The 18284-nt window shown below is 47.4% G+C and carries 19 protein-coding genes; 7 read left to right on the top strand and 12 right to left on the bottom strand.

Annotated elements, in window-relative coordinates:
• Positions 1-21 precede the first annotated feature (21 nt).
• The gene (locus tag AAA946_RS16870; protein ID WP_338165961.1) at positions 22-912 is read left to right on the top strand and encodes a LysR family transcriptional regulator; all 891 of its coding nucleotides are present in this window, start codon (positions 22-24) and stop codon (positions 910-912) included.
• Between the two features lie 59 nt (positions 913-971).
• On the opposite strand, the gene AAA946_RS16865 is transcribed toward AAA946_RS16870, so the two are convergent.
• Complete coding sequence (locus AAA946_RS16865) at positions 972-1208, bottom strand: hypothetical protein (protein ID WP_338165960.1); 237 nt, start codon at positions 1206-1208, stop codon at positions 972-974.
• A gap of 204 nt (positions 1209-1412) precedes the next feature.
• Between AAA946_RS16865 and AAA946_RS16860 the strand changes: the two genes are divergently transcribed.
• The gene (locus tag AAA946_RS16860; protein WP_338165959.1) at positions 1413-1994 is read left to right on the top strand and encodes an FMN-dependent NADH-azoreductase; all 582 of its coding nucleotides are present in this window, start codon (positions 1413-1415) and stop codon (positions 1992-1994) included.
• A gap of 87 nt (positions 1995-2081) precedes the next feature.
• Here AAA946_RS16860 and AAA946_RS16855 read toward each other — a convergent pair whose 3' ends face one another.
• The 3 genes from AAA946_RS16855 to hcp form a co-directional block, all read right to left on the bottom strand.
• Positions 2082-2918 carry a hypothetical protein gene (locus AAA946_RS16855; protein ID WP_338165958.1) on the bottom strand — a complete coding sequence of 279 codons (837 nt, stop codon included), beginning with the start codon at positions 2916-2918 and terminating at the stop codon, positions 2082-2084.
• Between the two features lie 194 nt (positions 2919-3112).
• Complete coding sequence (locus tag AAA946_RS16850) at positions 3113-4132, bottom strand: hybrid-cluster NAD(P)-dependent oxidoreductase (RefSeq protein WP_338165957.1); 1020 nt, start codon at positions 4130-4132, stop codon at positions 3113-3115.
• A gap of 57 nt (positions 4133-4189) precedes the next feature.
• Positions 4190-5851, bottom strand: a complete 1662-nt coding sequence (hcp, locus tag AAA946_RS16845; RefSeq protein ID WP_338165956.1) for a hydroxylamine reductase — start codon at positions 5849-5851, stop codon at positions 4190-4192.
• A gap of 600 nt (positions 5852-6451) precedes the next feature.
• Between hcp and AAA946_RS16840 the strand changes: the two genes are divergently transcribed.
• The 4 genes from AAA946_RS16840 to AAA946_RS16825 are packed head-to-tail and all read left to right on the top strand — an operon-like array spanning position 6452 to position 9750.
• Positions 6452-7174 (top strand): amino acid ABC transporter ATP-binding protein, encoded by a 723-nt coding sequence (locus tag AAA946_RS16840; protein ID WP_338165955.1) that lies wholly within the window; start codon positions 6452-6454, stop codon positions 7172-7174.
• Positions 7174-7968: an amino acid ABC transporter permease gene (locus AAA946_RS16835; protein ID WP_338165954.1), complete on the top strand. Its 795-nt coding sequence runs from the start codon at positions 7174-7176 to the stop codon at positions 7966-7968. The genes AAA946_RS16840 and AAA946_RS16835 overlap by 1 nt, the downstream gene beginning before the upstream one ends.
• Positions 7969-8008: 40 nt before the next feature.
• Positions 8009-8833 carry a transporter substrate-binding domain-containing protein gene (locus AAA946_RS16830; protein WP_338165953.1) on the top strand — a complete coding sequence of 275 codons (825 nt, stop codon included), beginning with the start codon at positions 8009-8011 and terminating at the stop codon, positions 8831-8833.
• A gap of 5 nt (positions 8834-8838) precedes the next feature.
• The gene (locus AAA946_RS16825) at positions 8839-9750 is read left to right on the top strand and encodes an amino acid ABC transporter permease (RefSeq protein WP_445206109.1); all 912 of its coding nucleotides are present in this window, start codon (positions 8839-8841) and stop codon (positions 9748-9750) included.
• 17 nt (positions 9751-9767) lie between these two features.
• On the opposite strand, the gene cyoE is transcribed toward AAA946_RS16825, so the two are convergent.
• The 4 genes from cyoE to AAA946_RS16805 are packed head-to-tail and all read right to left on the bottom strand — an operon-like array spanning position 9768 to position 13297.
• The gene (cyoE, locus tag AAA946_RS16820) at positions 9768-10670 is read right to left on the bottom strand and encodes a heme o synthase (protein WP_338167192.1); all 903 of its coding nucleotides are present in this window, start codon (positions 10668-10670) and stop codon (positions 9768-9770) included.
• An 11-nt stretch (positions 10671-10681) separates the two neighbouring features.
• Positions 10682-11845 carry a COX15/CtaA family protein gene (locus AAA946_RS16815; RefSeq protein WP_338165952.1) on the bottom strand — a complete coding sequence of 388 codons (1164 nt, stop codon included), beginning with the start codon at positions 11843-11845 and terminating at the stop codon, positions 10682-10684.
• A gap of 54 nt (positions 11846-11899) precedes the next feature.
• On the bottom strand, positions 11900-12499 hold the full coding sequence (locus tag AAA946_RS16810) for a hypothetical protein (RefSeq protein ID WP_338165951.1): 600 nt from the start codon (positions 12497-12499) through the stop codon (positions 11900-11902).
• A 9-nt stretch (positions 12500-12508) separates the two neighbouring features.
• The gene (locus AAA946_RS16805) at positions 12509-13297 is read right to left on the bottom strand and encodes an SURF1 family protein (protein ID WP_338165950.1); all 789 of its coding nucleotides are present in this window, start codon (positions 13295-13297) and stop codon (positions 12509-12511) included.
• Here AAA946_RS16805 and AAA946_RS16800 point away from each other — a divergent pair.
• A complete protein-coding gene (locus tag AAA946_RS16800) occupies positions 13296-13520 on the top strand; it encodes a DUF2909 family protein (protein WP_338165949.1) in 225 nt (74 codons plus the stop codon). The two genes, AAA946_RS16805 and AAA946_RS16800, sit on opposite strands and share 2 nt — an antisense overlap.
• Before the next feature lie 57 nt (positions 13521-13577).
• On the opposite strand, the gene AAA946_RS16795 is transcribed toward AAA946_RS16800, so the two are convergent.
• From AAA946_RS16795 to coxB, 4 genes are read right to left on the bottom strand one after another with little or no spacing between them, the layout of a single operon-like run.
• The gene (locus AAA946_RS16795) at positions 13578-14459 is read right to left on the bottom strand and encodes a cytochrome c oxidase subunit 3 (RefSeq protein ID WP_338165948.1); all 882 of its coding nucleotides are present in this window, start codon (positions 14457-14459) and stop codon (positions 13578-13580) included.
• Positions 14452-15087 carry a cytochrome c oxidase assembly protein gene (locus AAA946_RS16790; RefSeq protein WP_338165947.1) on the bottom strand — a complete coding sequence of 212 codons (636 nt, stop codon included), beginning with the start codon at positions 15085-15087 and terminating at the stop codon, positions 14452-14454. The genes AAA946_RS16795 and AAA946_RS16790 overlap by 8 nt, the downstream gene beginning before the upstream one ends.
• A 14-nt stretch (positions 15088-15101) precedes the next feature.
• A complete protein-coding gene (ctaD, locus tag AAA946_RS16785; RefSeq protein WP_338165946.1) occupies positions 15102-16745 on the bottom strand; it encodes a cytochrome c oxidase subunit I in 1644 nt (547 codons plus the stop codon).
• On the bottom strand, positions 16745-17914 hold the full coding sequence (coxB, locus tag AAA946_RS16780; RefSeq protein ID WP_445206108.1) for a cytochrome c oxidase subunit II: 1170 nt from the start codon (positions 17912-17914) through the stop codon (positions 16745-16747). The genes ctaD and coxB overlap by 1 nt, the downstream gene beginning before the upstream one ends.
• Positions 17915-18284: the final 370 nt, after the last annotated feature.

Genomic DNA, 18284 nt, shown 5'->3' with positions numbered 1-18284 from the left:
GGAAACAATAAGAGGCTGAATATGGATTGGATATCGTGTATCAATACTTACATTCGAGTGGTCGAAGAAGGAAGCTTCAACGGCGCGGCTCGCCGTCTCAATACCACCAGCTCAGCTATCAGCAAACGCGTCCATTGGCTTGAAGAACGCATTGGCGTGCAGCTACTCAAGCGCACCACTCGCTCAGTGACACAAACCGAAGCGGGTGCTCTTTTCTATCAGCGCGCCAAGGACTCGCTTGACCGGTTTCAGTCCATAATCGACGAAACTCGCTCTGTTAATGAGACCCCTGCGGGACTGCTAAAAATCGGCGCCACCATTGCCGTTGGGTCTAAATTCCTAGTTCAGTATCTAAATGATTTCCTCATCCAATATCCAGACATTCGGATCCAGCTCACCACTACGGTTCCTGGTGCGATGCCCGACAGCAACCTGGATGTCTTCATCAGCCGTGAGCTCGACTCGCTGAATACTCTGAGCATTAAACAAACCCCTCTGTTTGAGCAAAGAATTGGCTTTTATGCCGCCCCTTCTTACATTGCTAAGTTTGGTGAGCCACAAACGGTTGAATCACTCAAGCAGCACAATATTTTGATTTGGGGAGAGCGCCCACAACGAGAATACAAAATTTCCAAAAATCAGCGCATCATGCTTTCTGGAAACTTTGCGACCACCAACCCAGAAGCGCTTTTCTACGCGGCCAAAAGCGGCATGGGCGTGCTGATTAGCAATGACATTATGATCAAAGAAGATGTCAAAACTGGTGCCTTGATTCGCGTACTGCCAGAGATCCAAGCGATGGACTCGACTGTCTACGCCTACTACCCAAAACTCGACTACGACCACACGCGTACCAAGCTATTTCTAGATTACATTAAAATGCGTCTCGCCCAATCGAACGTGGAGTCGTAATCTATTCCGTCAAATTGACACTAACGACGAACCACGCAGCATCATTGCCCTAGAATAAGTCACACTGCACGAGTGAAGTGCATCTTCACCTTGGTAAGGAATGACTCAATGCTATATATCGCAATAAACAAACAGGAGAAAAACCAGAGTAAGTGCATCATGATCACTAACCATGAGTTTTTCCACTCAGATGCTGTAGTTACAATGGCTTGCATGCCAAAAAAGTAAATCGTCACTCCTAAAATTAAAGCTAAGCTCAAGGACATCACGGCAATAAGTGGAAACCATTTCGTCATGGGAACCTCCAAAAAGTTGAGTTAAGTTACAAATGCTATGCTTAACGAGCACAAATAGTGCCACTTTTTGTATGGGTATTTACCTTGTTCAAGTTTTTCGAACTAGATGCTCAAGTTAAACGCCTTATAGGTCATCGCCTCTGCGTTTACACTAGCCCCATAGGTTGAGAAGCAGACGTTGCTTCTGATAAAGAGGATAACCCTATGTCGAATACACTTGTTTTAAAGTCCAGCATTCTTGGTGACTATTCACAGTCGAATCAAATCATTGCGCAAGCCGTCGAAGGTAACTCAAACGTTACGATACGCGATCTTGCCGCTGAGCCCGTGCCGGTTTTGGACATGGCAGTCGCCACTGCGCTTCGTAGCAACGGTGACGATCTATCAGACGAGCTAAAACAGATCGTTGAACTCTCTGACACATTGATTACCGAGCTTAAACAGGCAGATACCGTAGTGATTGCTGCGCCAATGTATAACTTCATGATCCCAACGCAGCTTAAGAATTACTTCGACCTTATTGCTCGTGCAGGCGTCACCTTTAAATACACAGAGACAGGCCCTGTGGGTCTTATCGACAACAAAAAAGTCGTGGTACTCACAACTCGCGGTGGCATTCACAAAGATACGCCAAGAGACAGCATGAATGACTACTTAGCAACGATTCTTGGCTTCCTAGGCATGACAGACGTAGAGTTTGTTTACGCCGAAGCGCTGAACATGGGTGATGAGCCAGCGGCCGAAAATAGAGCCTCGGCATTAGAAGCGCTCAGCCAGTTGGTGTAACGCGTCTGCCAGTTACAGAAAGAATAGATTGAGGAAGTGGTGAGTTGGCCTAGCGTTACTCACCACTTTTTTTGAATGTAACGAATATCAAAGATTAGCGGTTTTCTGTCGCTGCATTTTCCGTTTGAGGTCACCAGCAAACTCTCGAAGCTGCCGCGCGTTATCAGCATGCTCTACATCGCCACACACTCTACCGTTATTAGTTATCTCAGGGCTCGAATAAATCGACAGCAGTTCTGGCTCATAGCTCATAATGGTGCCCGAACCGCCACATTGATACCCTCTCGCGTAGGGTTTGAGCCTGTCTTTGTTTATCTCGGAAGTGTGCTGCTCTAATGTTTCATCAAGAACTTTAAACCACGAGCGATCGTCATGCCAAGCCCAAGACAGATGGCCCAGTTCGTGCTCTAACGTGTACTCATCTGCATGCTCAGACAGCATAAAGAATTGACTGTTCTCATCCGGGTTGGTAGTTCCAATAGTGTCATAGTCAAAATAGCCATCCTCATCAGCGAGGATCACGCCATAAAACTGATTAGGAAGCCACTCAATGTCGCGTACCTTTTCTTCTCCAACCCGCTTCGTCAGTTGACGTCTTATTTGGTCGATATCAAACAACGAGGCCGAGTTAAAATCGACAGTTTCCAAAGCTGCCAATGTCCGCTTCATCGGAATGCACGAGTTTTTCATTATCACATTGCTTTTACGAACAGAGCGCTCTACTTCCGTGTTGATCTCATCCAGACCATATTTGTCCACCAAGGTTTTCGACACAAAGAAATAAATCGGCGTGTCGATCACCTCTTCCATCTGACAGTCAGGGAGCTTCATTCCCGGGACATCTACTTTGTAAAACACTGGGATCAATGTTAAACAGAGGCAGCCGATAATGATGAGACTTTGAATAGATAACCGTTTTTTCATTCTGATATGAGCTTGAGTTAGTATCTTGCTATCCTACCCGATATTAACCTGTCTATCCCAAGTCACAGTTCAAAACCCAAGCTTATTCATAGAATTACACGGCGTTACCTTTGCCGACCTAGGGTTACATTAGTGCTGCTTTTAGAAAGCAAAAAAGGCGCAAAATGCGCCTTTTTTGTCGTATTACCAAGCCATCAGCTCAAGCTCACGTCCACATCGGATTTAATGGTGCTAGAGCAGGCCAGTACAAAACCGTTCGCCTTATCTTCGTCCGACAAGGTCTCAAAGCTCGAGGATTCCACCTGCCCGACTTTCACTTTGCACTTACAAGAACCGCAAATACCACTGCGGCAAGCTGCAATCACTGGCACACCACCTTTCTCTAGCGCGTCGATAAGTAAGCTGCCTTCTTCTGCCTCGACTTCAACACCAAATTCAGGTACCGCAACCTTAACAAGGCTCTCGCCCACCTCAGTTTCGACCTTCGCTGGCGTAAAGCTTTCTTGGTGAAACTGAGACATATCAAACTGGGCGCTTTCTAGTGCTGACTTCACCGCTTCCATAAAGCCTGTTGGGCCACAAAGGTAAATTGTACGCTCTTTAAAATCAGCAACTAAAGCGTTTAACCACTCTAAGCTGATCAATCCTTGCGGAAAGTCGGTGCCCGTATTGTCTTCAAGGAGCATGTTGAGATGAAAATTATCTACCGATTGGTTCAGCTCAACCAATCGATTAAAGTAAATCGCATCAAGTTTGCTCTTAGCAAGATGAAGAAATTCGATGTCAATATTAGCACCTTCACCTAACCACTGATCGACCATCGACATGACAGGCGTAACACCGCAGCCAGCACTGATCATCAGCACCTTTTGCTTTGGAGCGCAATCCACGTTGTTAAATTGCCCCACAGGGTTTTGTACTTGAACCGTATTGCCAACCGACAAGTTGTCAACAATATGGTTAGACACCAAACCATCAGGGACACGCTTAACAGTGAACATTAAACGCTTTTCACCAGGCGTTGAACTAATAGAGTACGCTCGATAAGTGGTCTCACCCTCAATATCAAAGCCGAGAGAAGAGAACTGGCCAGCTTTGAACTGAAAGCTATCGTGCTGCGAATCGCTCGATAACTCGAACGACACCGAATCCGGTGTCTCAAACCACTTTTTAGTACAAGTTAATTGAATTGTTTCTGAATGGGACCAGGCCATTTTCTGCTTCTCCTAAACATGAAATGGCGCCCGAAGCGCCATTTCAATCACTGCTGATTATGCCGCCAGAATGGTTTTAAGATCGTTTTCAACCGTGGTGATACCACGCATATCGAACTTCTGCTGCAGAATGCTAAGCAGGTTATCGGTTAGGAACGCCGGAGCCGTTGGCCCTGTGTAGATACCTTTTACGCCAAGTGCAAATAGGGTCAGCAGAATCACAATGGCTTTTTGTTCAAACCAAGAAAGTACCAGAGTCAAAGGTAGCTCATTGATACCACAATCAAACTCGTCTGCGAGTGCAAGTGCCAGCTGGATTGCAGAATAAGCATCATTACATTGACCAACATCCAATAGACGAGGAATGCCGTTAATGTCACCAAATTGGTTCTTGTTGAAGCGGAACTTACCACACGCCAAGGTCAAGATAACGCTGTCTTCTGGTGCTTGCGCTGTGAAATCTGTGTAGTAACTACGCTCAGACTTATCACCGTCACAGCCGCCCACTAGGAAGAAGTGCTTGATTGCACCTGCTTTCACTTGCTCCACGACAGCAGGTGCCGCTTGCATTAGTGCGTTACGTCCAAAGCCAACGGTAATCATCTGTTCAATCTCATCGTGCTGGAAGCCATCTTGAGCCAGTGCACATTCGATCACTTGCTTGAAATCATCACCTTCGATATGCGCAACGCCAGGCCAGCCAACAATGCTTCGTGTGAATAGACGATCAGCATATTGACCAACATTCGGGTTTAGCAGACAGTTTGAAGTCATAACGATAGCGCCCGGGAAGTTAGCAAATTCTTTCTGCTGGTTCTGCCATGCACTGCCGTAGTTACCGGCAAGGTGCGGGTATTTTTTAAGCTCAGGGTAAGCGTGAGCAGGCAACATCTCACCATTGGTGTATACGTTGATGCCTAAGCCTTCTGTTTGCTGGAGGATTTTTTCAAGATCATGAAGGTCGTGACCAGAAACAAGAATACACTTGCCTTTCACTGTCTTCACATTCACTTGTGTTGGCTCTGGATGACCAAAGGTATCTGTTTCACCTTTATCCAACATTTCCATGATCTTATAGTTCATAAGACCAATCTGCATTGACGTATTCAGTAGTGGCTCAAGGTCGACAGGATCCGTGCCTAACCAAGCCATGATCTGGTGGTATTCACCGTATACGGATTCATCCGTTTGCGATAGTACGCGAGCATGCTCTAGGTACGCTGCTGCACCTTTCAGACCATAGAGACAAAGTAGACGCAGACCAATCACATCTTCGTGAAGGCTATCGTGACCACGGTTTACTGCAGCAGTAGGAGCAAACGCCAGCAGCGCCTCTTTTGTTGTTGGTAGTTCAAATTTCGCAGCGGGTGAAAGCGCATCAATAGCAATACCTTGAACAAGAGAAGCGGCTTCAACTTGCTGCTGCAGTCGTGCCTTATATTGAGCGGCTAGAGTAGAAAGCTCAATAATACGCTCAGGGTCGAAGTTCACATTGGTTAGCGTAGAGAAGAAAGCTCTTGGCGCCCACTGATCGATTTCTTGGTCAACAATACCAAACTTACGACCTTGGTCAGCCCAGAAAGAAACACCCTGAAGGGTATACACTAGAACATCTTGTAGATCGGATACTTCTGACGTTTTGCCACACATACCTTGTGCGAATGAGCAACCCTTAGCAGCAGGGGTTTGAATAGTTTGTTCGCATTGAATACAGAACATAATAAGGACTCCAGTATATTCAGTCGTGCTTTGGTACTTAGCCAAAGCTGATTATTTCCTGAAGTCCCTGTTTGCACGTTGCGTGCCAATTTTTAATGCATTGATTTATATGACATTTAACTTAAATACAACAACAAAAAGGTCAATAAGACACAACAAATGCATAAATCAAATTGTCACTAACGAGTCAAAATGACCTGTCAATCGTCTAAAAATCGATTTTCCATTTCAACTTCTTGTACTTTCATCAATTTAAGTGCTGTCTTCATATGCTTCTGCATGACTTGATACGCCATTTCAGAATCTCCAGCTTGCAAAGCCCCGATCGATATTCGCGTCGACTGGGCGAAAAACAACCTCATTGATGAACTAAGATTCGTATTGGAGAAAGTGAGAGAGTCCAGTTTTCAAGCCTTTCTTGCCGGCGTTCCAAATGGTGTAAATGTCTAATTGTCGTTGAATCAGAAGGGCCCTAGCACTTCTGATTCACACACCCCATCACTCCCACCTAACCCCATCCAGCTTCATATGCAAATGCACTTGTTATGAGCTGTCGCTATTGCTAATGTAAACCTACATAACAAAAACAATGGGTTCCATGTGAACGCAGTACAATTTAACAACGTCAATAAATGGTTTGGAGACTTTCAAGCTCTGAACGCTATCGAGCTCGAAGTCAAACAAGGCGAAATCGTCGTAATTTGTGGCCCTTCTGGCTCAGGAAAATCCACACTGATCCGCTGTATCAACGGATTAGAAGCCTATAACTCTGGTGACATTCAAGTGCTCGGCCACGATGTGAGCTCTAAGAGCATCAAGCCAGGACAAGTCGGCATGGTGTTTCAGCATTTTAACCTTTTCCCACATCTTACCGTGCTTGAAAACCTCACACTTTCACCAATGCGCACGCTTAAACTGTCAAAACAGCAAGCAGAATCACGCGCTATGGAAATGCTTGAACGGGTGAAAATTGCCGAACAAGCCGGTAAATACCCTTCCCAGCTATCTGGCGGTCAGCAGCAACGTGTCGCCATTGCGCGCTCTTTGTGCATGAAGCCTGACATTCTGCTCTTTGATGAACCGACATCAGCGCTCGATCCAGAGATGATTAGCGAAGTGCTCAATGTCATGGTTGAGCTCGCCGAAGAAGGCATGACCATGCTCTGTGTTACTCATGAAATGGGGTTTGCTAAGCGTGTCGCACATAACGTTATTTTTATGGATGAAGGGCAAATAGTCGAGTCGGCACCACCGAGCCAAATATTCGATACCCCACAACACCCTCGCACAAAGGCGTTTTTGGATAAGATCTTAAATCACTAATGGTATTCAAAGTTATAAAACCGGCATTGTCGGCCATCCTACAAATCGCATTGGTTGCGATCGCCATAGCTTGGCTTCTGGATAGCGGCGCGGAGGCCATGGGATATCGCTGGCAATGGGAGCGTGTTCCCGACTACCTAGCATTTTATGAAGATGGTGAGTGGTGGCCCGCAGAGCTACTGGAAGGTTTGATGGTCACCATCAAACTGAGCGCGTTAGCCTTACTGTTCACCCTACTATTCGGTCTGATTACCGCACTGTTGAAGACCTCAAATTCAGTAGTCGGGCGCGCGATAGCGCATTGCTACGTTGAGGGTATTCGTAACACTCCGCTATTGGTCCAGATCTATTTACTTTATTTCGTGTTTGGCCCCATCATTGGTCTGGATAGATTTTCTACCGCGATGTTTGCCTTAGCACTGTTCCAAGGCGCTTACACAGCAGAAATTCTGCGCGCAGGTCTTAACAGCGTGCCGAAAGGTCAATTTGAAGCCTGCCGCTCTATCGGCCTGTCTCGCTTTTACACCTACTACGACGTGATATTGCCACAAGTGGTGCGCCGCACTCTGCCCCCACTCACCAACGAAGTGGTTTCACTGATTAAAAACTCATCCATCGTCAGCGTAATGGCGATTTTTGACCTCACTACCGAAGGGCGCAATATCGTGGCGGAAACCGCGATGCCGTTTGAGATTTGGTTTACCGTTGCCGCGATTTATCTCGTGCTGACGCTGACTTTGTCTGGATTCTCTGCCTGGCTTGAATACCGTTTAAGTCAAGAGAAGCGGTCATAACTCTCTATGCTACTCATTCTTTACTAACAAGGAGTCCCCAATGAAAAGGACACTCAAACATCTAGTAAAAGCAGCCAGTACCGTCGCAATTGGCCTTGCAGTTTCATTTGGCGCAACAGCTAACGAGACACCTAACCTGGATAAAATCAATGAACGAGGCACATTGCGAGTGGGAATGTCGACATTCGTCCCTTGGGCCATGCGTGACAAACAAGGCGAGCTTATTGGCTTCGAAATCGATGTAGCGAAGCGTCTAGCTGAAGACTCTGGCTGGAAAGTGGAGTTTGTCCCAACCGCATGGGATGGCATTATTCCAGCACTACTTTCTCAAAAGTTCGATGTGATCATTGGCGGAATGTCGATTACCCCAGAGCGCTCAAAAAGCGTGTTATTCACCGCCCCTTATTCGCACTCTGGTGTGCAAGTTGCCGCAAGCAAAGCACTGGCGGGCGACTTTTCTAAGATCGAAGACTTTGACTCGCGTCGTGTGAAGATCGCGGCTAGACGTGGTGCATTTACCGTTCAAGTGGCACGCGAAACTTTCCCGAAAGCCAAAGTTCTACAATTTGATGATGATGCCCAAGCATTTCAAGAAGTATTGAATGGTAATGCCCACGCGGTGATTGCATCAAGCCCAAAACCAGAGCACGAAGCTGTGAAGCATGCTGATGCGTTGTTCATTCCATTTAGCGAACGTCTTTCTAAGGGCAATGAAGCCTTTGCCGTACGTCTGGGCGAAGACGATAAGAAAGCTTTCTTCGATGAGTGGATCAAAGCAAGAACGGATGATGGCTGGCTCAAAGAGCGTTATGAGTACTGGTTCTCAACATTAGACTGGCAAGATCAAATCGCAGGCGGACAATAATCTCAATGAGCAACACCAATTCAATCAAAATGAACGCAAACCGTGTAGAACCATCGTCGAAAAAACGATGGCGACCAACCCTCACCGATGGCGTGCTGATGCTTGCCTTGCTTGGTCTTGTTGCATGGTTGGCCTATCGCTCTTCGATTGGAATTAACTATCACTGGCGCTGGAGTCAAGCGATTGAATTGGTGTTCACCCCTACCACAAACGGCGGACTGCCTTATTTTGTCCAAGGCATCATTGCGACATTAAGGCTGAGTATATGGGGAATGGTGCTAGCGCTGAGCCTAGGCACTCTGCTTGGGCTCGCGAAGCACTCTGCCATCGCCGTGTTTAGCATCCCTGCCAATATCTTTATCCAGTTGGTGCGTAATATCCCACCGCTGGTATTCATTTTTATCTTTTATTTCTTTATCTCGAATCAGCTCATTCCCCTTCTGGGGCTCAGTGATATTCTGCGAGGATATACTGGCGAGATATCGAGTTGGCAGGCGTTTTTGTTTGGTCCAAGTTCACTTTGGGAGAACTTGTTGTCAGGTGTTATCTGTATTGGTCTACTTTCATCTGCCTATGTAGCAGAAATCATTCGCGCGGGCCTTGCCTCAATCCCCAAAGGACAGTGGGAAGCCGGCCGTTCATTAGGACTATCGACCTGGTATCAGTATAAAGATGTCATCGCCCCACAGGTGCTCACTGCAGTTGCTCCCGCGCTTGCTGGACAAGCTATCTCACTCGTTAAAGACACGTCGATCGTATCTTTAATATCGATACAAGAGATGACCTTTGTCGGCACGGAGATGGCCAACTCATCTGGACTTATTTTTGAGATATGGCTGATTGTCGGTTTATGCTACTTCTTACTCTGCCTTGCACTATCTCTGCTATTTCGACGTTTTGAAGGTCAGCAGAGATAGCCTTACAAAATGCACCACTATATAGGCATATAGTGGTCAACCAGCAGCAGAAGGAACAATACCATTAAGTGAATGATGGAAAACTTAAAGGTTTCCATCGCCGTTTTCTCGGTAGCGGCAACTTTAAGTTTCCATGCATAGTAGATAAAGCCCGCGCTTAAGAAGGTCGAGCCTGCCAGATAAACCAGTCCTGTCATTCCAACCAATGCCGGCATCAGGCACACAAGCGCAAGCAAAATGGTATACAGCAGAATCGACGTTTTGGTGTATTCCACACCATGAGTGACTGGCAACATAGGAATGTCTGCTTTCGCGTAATCGTCTTTTCTATGGATCGCTAAAGCCCAAAAATGTGGCGGTGTCCAAATGAAAATGATCATAACCAGTAGCCAAGCGTTAGCGTGTAACTCGCCTGTCACCGCTGTCCAACCAAGCAATGGTGGCATCGCCCCTGCGATACCTGCAATGACGATATTTTGCGGTGTCGCGCGTTTCAAATACAAGGTATAGACGACCGCATAACCCAGCAAACTTGCGAACGTAAGCCACGCCGTGAGCCAATTCACACCCAGCGCCAGCACGGCAAACCCAATAGCGCCTATTGCAGTTGCAAACACCATAACCCGCCCAGCACTTAAATCTCCTGACGGTAAAGGGCGTTTGTGTGTACGCGCCATAATCGCATCAATCCGGCGATCGATAAGGTGATTAAATGCAGCCGCCGAGCCTGCCATTAAGGCAATCCCCGTTAGTCCTAATATGGAGGCTTGCACGGGCAGCGCCCCTGGCACAGCCAGACACATACCGACTAAGGCAGTCAAAATCATTAACGCCACGACTTTAGGCTTGGTAAGCGTCAAATAGACACGCCAGTTAACCGTGGCTTTGGAGGCAGAGGCAACCTCATTTGTACTAATCATTGTGGTCTTACTCATAGAGAACTCTCCTTGTCTCCAGACACTTTCAAAGAAGTCACTCGCCCGTTGGCTTCAACAATGGTCAAGGTAGGTTTTTCAATTCGCACATAACGAGCGCTATGCATTACGTAATTGGCATGAATGAGCGACAGCAACAAAAAGGCCGCCCCAAGGTTATGCAATACAGCGACAGGCAAAGGAAGGTGAAATACCACGTTACTCAGTCCCAACATAAGCTGAATGGTCAGCAAAGCCGCTAGGGTGATGCCCACTTTACGAATCGCTGAGTGCTGATATCGCCACAGTCGAAAGGCCAGCAAACCCACCAGCAGAGCCACAACAATGGCACCCATTCGGTGAGTGACATGTATGGTCATCCTTGCAGGGTACTCCAGCACCCCGAACTCATAGTCATCAAAGCCAAAATGAATCGGTGTAAAGGCGGTTTTGAAATCCAGATATTGAGTCCAATCACCCTCACAAATTGGCAGTGCTGTACACACCACCGCTGCATAATTCGACGATGTCCAACCGCCGAGCATGATTTGCAATACCGTCGCAGCCAGCGCTACAAGAGCCAGCATTTTTAGGCGAGCGCTTACCAACTTTGGCAACACCGCACTCGAAGGCTTATCAACAACCTTAGGCTCAAATGCCTTCTCAGTTGAGTCAACATCACCGGAGCTATTAGCACGGCGCACCTCTACTTTGGGTCTGAGCTTTAAGTAGGTATAAAACAGCAGAGAAAACATGGTAAAGCCGCCCAATAAGTGCCCCATAACCACGATCGGCATCAGCTTAAGCGTCACAGTCCACATTCCAAGTGCTGCCTGAAACAGAATGACTAAGGAAAGCGTGATTGGTAAGGCAATACCCAGCTCTCTGCGATGTTTCGATACACCTAGGACGGTGATAGCAAACACCAGTAGCCCTAGTCCTCCTGCTAAATAACGATGAATCATTTCAAGCCAAGCTTTATATGGCTCAACCGCTCGTTCAGGATATAGTGTATTCGCAACTTCAACCGCCACCTGAGAACTTGGAACCGTCAGTTGGCCATAACATCCAGGCCAATCCGGACACCCTAACCCCGCATCTGCCAACCGTGTATACGCGCCCATTGCAATGACAATGACGGTAAATATTAGTGCAGCTCTGACTAAGTTGATCAATCCCATAGCGACTCCTTGCTCTGACTATCGACTTCTCGTTGATTCACACTTTTTCGGCGTCTAACCTACCCGTGACAATTTCAGTAGCTTTCTTAGATCTGAAAGCAGCCCCTTACTATGCGCTACCTGGTTATCTTCCGAAGTAGGTGGAAAAAACATCACCAACTGACCAAGCGTATCGGCAATCAAATAGCCTTGAGACGGCACCACAGCTGCAAATTCGGGGTTAATGGTAATCACACTCAGTGAACCCGGCAGCTCTGGCAATGACTGCCCTGCCGGTACGTAAACTACGGGTGTAACACGCTCTTTGTACTTACCAAGCGCAAGGTAAGTTTGTCCCATGATGTAAAGCCGGTTAATACACGCCTCATCACACTCGGCAGGCAACATAAAGCCCAATTGCCAACTTTGTGTCTGCAATGGATTAACCAATCCAAGAGAGTCGAAGGTGACTCTTGGCTCAATAAGCGTACCGTGATTGGTCACACCCGACTCATACCAGTGATTGCTTAGAATCGCCTTGGCAATAATAAAAGGCAGCGCGAAAAAAATGATAAGCGCCAGTAAAGTCAGCCTTCCGCGTCTGACTGTCGAAGGGTTGAGTTGTGCTTGCTGCGCTCGTTTATCGTCTGTCGTCATCTCTACTTTACTGCTCATTGTTTACCCTCATTTATCCACCGACTGCGCCGAGTGACTCTCTCTGCGCCAGCGCCAAAATGCGATAGCAACGACAAATAATAAAACCGCGGCCATCGTGAACCATTGGAACGAATAACCAAAATGTTTGGCTGAGTTCATTGAGACCGGTTTCCAAGGATGTGGATAGGCCGTTGACGTATCTGTTGGTTGAATCACCCATGCCGACAGTTCCTGGCCGATAAGCTCGCCTATTTGCGCTACGTTAAGGTGTTGAATTCGAAACTGACTGATTAACTCAGCTCCAAAGCCTTCAGCATAGAGCTCTGTGCCGAGTGGACTGTCCATTTTTTTGTATAAACGCCCAGTCACCGTTACTGGCTCGTTTAGAGCGCGTATCGCTGGAAGCATTTGGCGATCAGAACCACCGGCAACAAAGCCAAGCTCTAGCAAAAACGGCTGGCCTGTGTGGCTGCTCCTCACCACCTGCAGCACTAAGTAGCCAACTCTGCCATCAAACGTTTGATTATCAAGAAAGAATAGTAAAGGTTCAGGGTTAAAGTGAGCACTTACTGGCACCGCTATCCAGCGTTGGTAGTCATGCTCATTTTGATGCGCTAAAGGTAAATCTAGAGAGGATAAATCCGATGCAGGCTGCTGTGCTCGTAATGCAAGTGACTGTTCTAAAGCCACTTTCTCGTTACCTCGCTGATGCTGCCACAACCCCAATTTGACCAATGATGAAAACACAACCACAGTTAATACCAACCCCACCCAAAACTTGATGGTTTGGTAATAACGAACATGAGGAGTATCCATGTCATCCACACTGTTGTTTAAGATTGCTTTAGTACTGCTGTTACTCTTCATCATCTTTAACTTAGCGCTTGCCCTAATACGTATGGTGCGCGACGACCCTTCTTCTGAAAAACCAATGAGTTATTATCTTGGCCGCCGTGTTCTATTCTCCGCGATTGTCATTATTCTTCTCATCATCGCGCTTCAAAGTGGTTTCTTAACGCCCAATCCCCGCCCTTACTAATTCCAATTTCCAATGTCTTCCCTATCTATTGCAAAGGGAAGACATTGCCTCGCGCCTTTAAAGCACATAAACAAAGACAAACAAGCACAACCAAACCACATCAACAAAGTGCCAATACCAGCTGCCCGCTTGGAAACCAAAGTGGTCTTTGGGTGTGAAGTGATCTTTAGCGATTCGAAACAGCAACACGATTAAAAAGACCGTGCCTATAAAGACGTGTAAGCCGTGGAAACCTGTCAGCATAAAGAAGGTGTTGCCATAAATACCCGACTGAAGTGTTAGCCCCATATCTTGATAAGCGTGAGCATACTCGACTGCTTGGAAGTACAAGAAAAATACCGCCAGTACGATAGTAAGCTCAAGCCATACAATGAGCGCTGTACGGCGATTCTTCTCCAAACTCACGTGGGCCATGTGCAGTGTGATAGAGGACAACAACAAAATGACCGTATTTTGCAGCGGTAAGCCCTGCCAAGGCATAGCTTGAGTGGTGGTGCCACCTGGCGTTAACGTCAGTGGCCAAATTGCTTCAAAAGCGGGCCACAACACTTCATGAGTCATCAGGTTATTGTCGGCGCCAGCCAGCCAAGGCACGGAAATCATCCGCGCATAAAACAGCGCCCCGAAAAAGGCTCCAAAGAACATCACCTCAGAGAAAATAAACCAGCTCATCCCCTGTTTGAATGACCGAGATAGCTGATCTGAATATAGCCCAGACATAGACTCAGAGATCACATTGCTCATCCAGCCAGAAAACATATAAATCAGTACCGCGACACCCAGCGCCAATACGATGCCGCCGATCACACTGCCAGCACCGCCAGTATCAAGGTTTTGAACGGTCAGGCCCGCTCCAACCGCGACAAGAAACAGCGCCACAGCCCCAACAATGGGCCAACTACTTTGCGCCGGAACATAATAAGTTTGAGCTTTACTCATAGCTTATCTCCGAAGTTGTAAAATCCAGTGCGCGACGACTGCTACTACCGACCTGTGCACGAGAGATCTCGAGAGCGTTCCCGTCGGTAGCGGCGCTGCTCGTAATGTTATACAAGGTATATGAGAGGGTCAGAGTGTGGATCGAATCCGGAATATCCGGCTCAATATAGAAAATAAGCGGCATTTCAGCTTTGCCCTTACCTTCTAAAGGCTGGTGATTGAAACAGAAGCACTCGATTTTGTTGAAATAGGTTGCCCCTGTACCCGGCGACACGGAAGGTACCGCCTGGCCAATCAAGGATTGATTCGATTGATTGTGAGCGAAATAAGCGGTTTGAATCACCTCGCCAGGGTGGACCTCCAATGCCATTTTTTCCGGTTTAAACGACCATGGCATATCCGGATTTACATGCGCCATGAATTCAACACGAATAGTACGAGAGATATCGGCTCTCATGCCTATTGGCTGTACCGCTGACTCAGTATTGGTTTTCCCATTGATCCCCAGCGCTTCACACATAATGTCGTACAGAGGCACCAAGGCGAAACCGAAACCAAACATCGCGACAACGGCCACACCCAGCCATCCCACGAGTTTTCGGTTTGATTTTCTGGTTTCGCTATCCATGGCAACCGCTCCCTTTAATCGATTTTAGGCGGTGTGGTAAACGTATGGTGTGGCGCAGGGCTTGGCACCGTCCACTCTAAACCTTCGGCACGCTCCCAAGGTTTCGCCTCTGCTTTGTCGCCACCTCTGATGCACTTAATAACCAACCAAAGGAAGATGAGCTGCGACAAACCGAACGCGAAGCCGCCGATGGAAACTATTTGGTTCACGTCAGCAAATTGAATCGCATAGTCAGGGATACGGCGTGGCATCCCTGCTAATCCTAAGAAATGCATAGGGAAGAACAAAACATTGACCGAAACAACCGAACACCAGAAATGCCACAAGCTCAACCTATGGTCATACATATTACCGGTCCACTTCGGCAACCAATAGTAAGCCGCCGCCATGATCGAGAACACCGCCCCCGACACCAGTACGTAGTGGAAGTGTGCGACGACAAAATAGGTATCATGATATTGGAAGTCGGCTGGCACAATGGCCAACATTAGCCCTGAAAATCCACCTATCGTAAACAGCACAATAAAGGCAATCGCAAACAGCATTGGCGTTTCAAACGTTAACGCCCCTCGCCACATGGTAGCGACCCAGTTAAAGACCTTCACTCCCGTCGGTACCGCAATCAACATGGTGCAATACATGAAAAACAGTTCCGCAAATACCGGCATACCTGTCGTAAACATATGGTGTGCCCATACAAGGAATGACAGCAGTGCGATACTGCAAGTGGCGTAAACCATGGAGTGATAGCCAAACAATCTTTTACCACTAAAGGCAGGCACAATGGCAGAAATGATCCCGAAGGACGGTAGGATCATAATGTACACTTCAGGGTGTCCAAAGAACCAGAAGATATGCTGGAACATCACCGGATCGCCACCCCCTGCAGCATCAAAGAAACTGGTGCCAAAGTACTTATCGGTCAACACCATGGTGACCGCGCCAGCCAGAACCGGCATAACTGCGATCAACAAGAACGCCGTAATCAGCCAAGTCCAAACAAACAGTGGCATTTTCATTAGCGTCATGCCCGGCGCACGCATATTGAAAATGGTAACGATGACATTGATCGCCCCCATGATCGAACTGATCCCCATAATATGCACCGAGAACACAAACAACGCAGTACTGTCCGGGGCATACGTCGTAGAAAGTGGTGCATAGAATGTCCATCCAAAGTTAGGACCGCCTCCCGGCATAAACAGTGACGCAATCAAGATCAAAAATGCGAACGGTAAGATCCAAAAGCTTAGGTTGTTCATGCGCGGTAAAGCCATATCCGGCGCCCCAATCATTAAGGGCACCATCCAGTTTGCCAGTCCGGTAAACGCTGGCATAACAGCACCGAATACCATGATCAAACCATGCACTGTGGTCATTTGGTTGAAGAAATTCGGCTCGACTAATTGCAAACCCGGCTGGAACAACTCGGCGCGGATCACCATCGCCATCGCCCCGCCCGTGAGGAACATAATAAAGCTAAACCAAAGATAGAGCGTGCCAATGTCTTTATGGCTTGTGGAGTATACCCAGCGCTGCCATCCTGAGGGCGCGTGATCATGATGATCGTCTTCGATGACTGCCGTGCTATTCGCTCGGCTCATGTCCGCATCGGTCACCGCCGACGCTTTCACTTTTTCCATTGGATCCGTTTTCATCATAACTCCTTGGAGCTTGGCTCCGATTCCTGAGTTTTATAACTGTTGATGTCCGATGCCTGTACTACATCACCGGTGTTGTTCCCCCACGCATTACGCTGGTAGGTCACCACCGCAGCAATTTCTTTATCGGTTAACTGATTGGCGAACGATTGCATGGCTGTCCCTGCCACACCATCAACGATCTTACTAATGTGAGTATTGATAGGTCCCGAAGTGGCAACTTCAGCTCCCGCAATCGCAGGAAACGCACCGGGTAAGCCTTGACCGTTAGCCTGGTGACACACTGCGCATCGTGACGCATAAATGTCCTCTCCTGTGGTCAATAATTCTTCTATCGATAGGGTGGCATCAAGCGCTTTTGCCGCTTCAGCTTTAGCGAGCGCCATTTCTTGTTTCTTCCCGGCTAACCAAGCGTCATAGTCGTCTTGCGCCATAGCTTGCACCACAATCGGCATGAATCCGTGTGCTTTACCACACAACTCTGCACACTGACCGCGGTATACACCGGGCTCGTCAATTTTGGTCCACGCTTCATTAATAAAGCCGGGAATGGTGTCTTTCTTGACGGCAAAAGCAGGCACCCACCATGAGTGGATAACGTCATCAGAAGTCATGAGAAAGCGGATCTTCTTGTCGACGGGCACCACAAGTGGGTTATCGACTTCCAACAAGTAATGAGCACCTTTCTCTTCGACGCCGTCAATTTGTTGCTGCGAAGTTGACATGAGTGAGAAGAACTCAACATCCTCGCCAAAGTAGGCATAGTGCCACTTCCATTGCGACCCTGTGATTTTGATGGTGATTTCCGATTGCGAAGTGTCTTCCATCGCCACTAGCGTCTTGGTCGCTGGGATCGCCATCAACACCAAAATGATCACGGGTATGACGGTCCAAATGACCTCGACCTTAGTACTCTCATGAAAATTAGCCGCGACCGCGCCTTTGGACTTACGATGCTTAAATATCGAATAAAACATCACACCAAACACCGCAGCTGCGATTGCACAGCAGATGTAGAAAATGAGCATATGAAGGTCATACACTTGGTTACTGATATCAGTAACGCCGCGAGTCAAGTTGTAGTTACTCGACTCAGCGAAGAGAGGTTGGCTGACGAGCGCAGTCGCCAAACCAGTTCCTATATGAACGGTCAGCAATCTCTTCAAAAGATTTCTCCTTTGCCTAGCCACGTCTATCCTGACGTGGTTCCCCTATGACTTGTGCCAAGCACGTCCGAAAAGTGATCAAACTCTTCAGGATGGGACAAGTCCGTAATCAAAACCCAACAAGCTGTGATTCGACGACGGTAAACGAAGACCAACTAGGTTTTTCGACTCTTAACTGAGTCCAAAAAGTAATGCCAAACACCACAAGTAAACGGTCACAACTGCACACTAACCACTTACTTATTGAGTCCGGTATCAATAAAATACAACTGGAAACAAATTGTTATATTTTTGTTAACTAAAGGCTAGTTACTGATTTCCAGATCTGCAAGAAGAAAAATAATCAGTAAAATTTTGTGAGGAAAGCTGA

Origin of the sequence: Vibrio sp. 10N (assembly GCF_036245475.1) — a bacterium.
GTDB lineage: Bacteria > Pseudomonadota > Gammaproteobacteria > Enterobacterales > Vibrionaceae > Vibrio.
The sequence above is the reverse complement of the archived record's forward strand: the minus strand, read 5'-3'. Positions and strand labels throughout refer to the sequence as shown.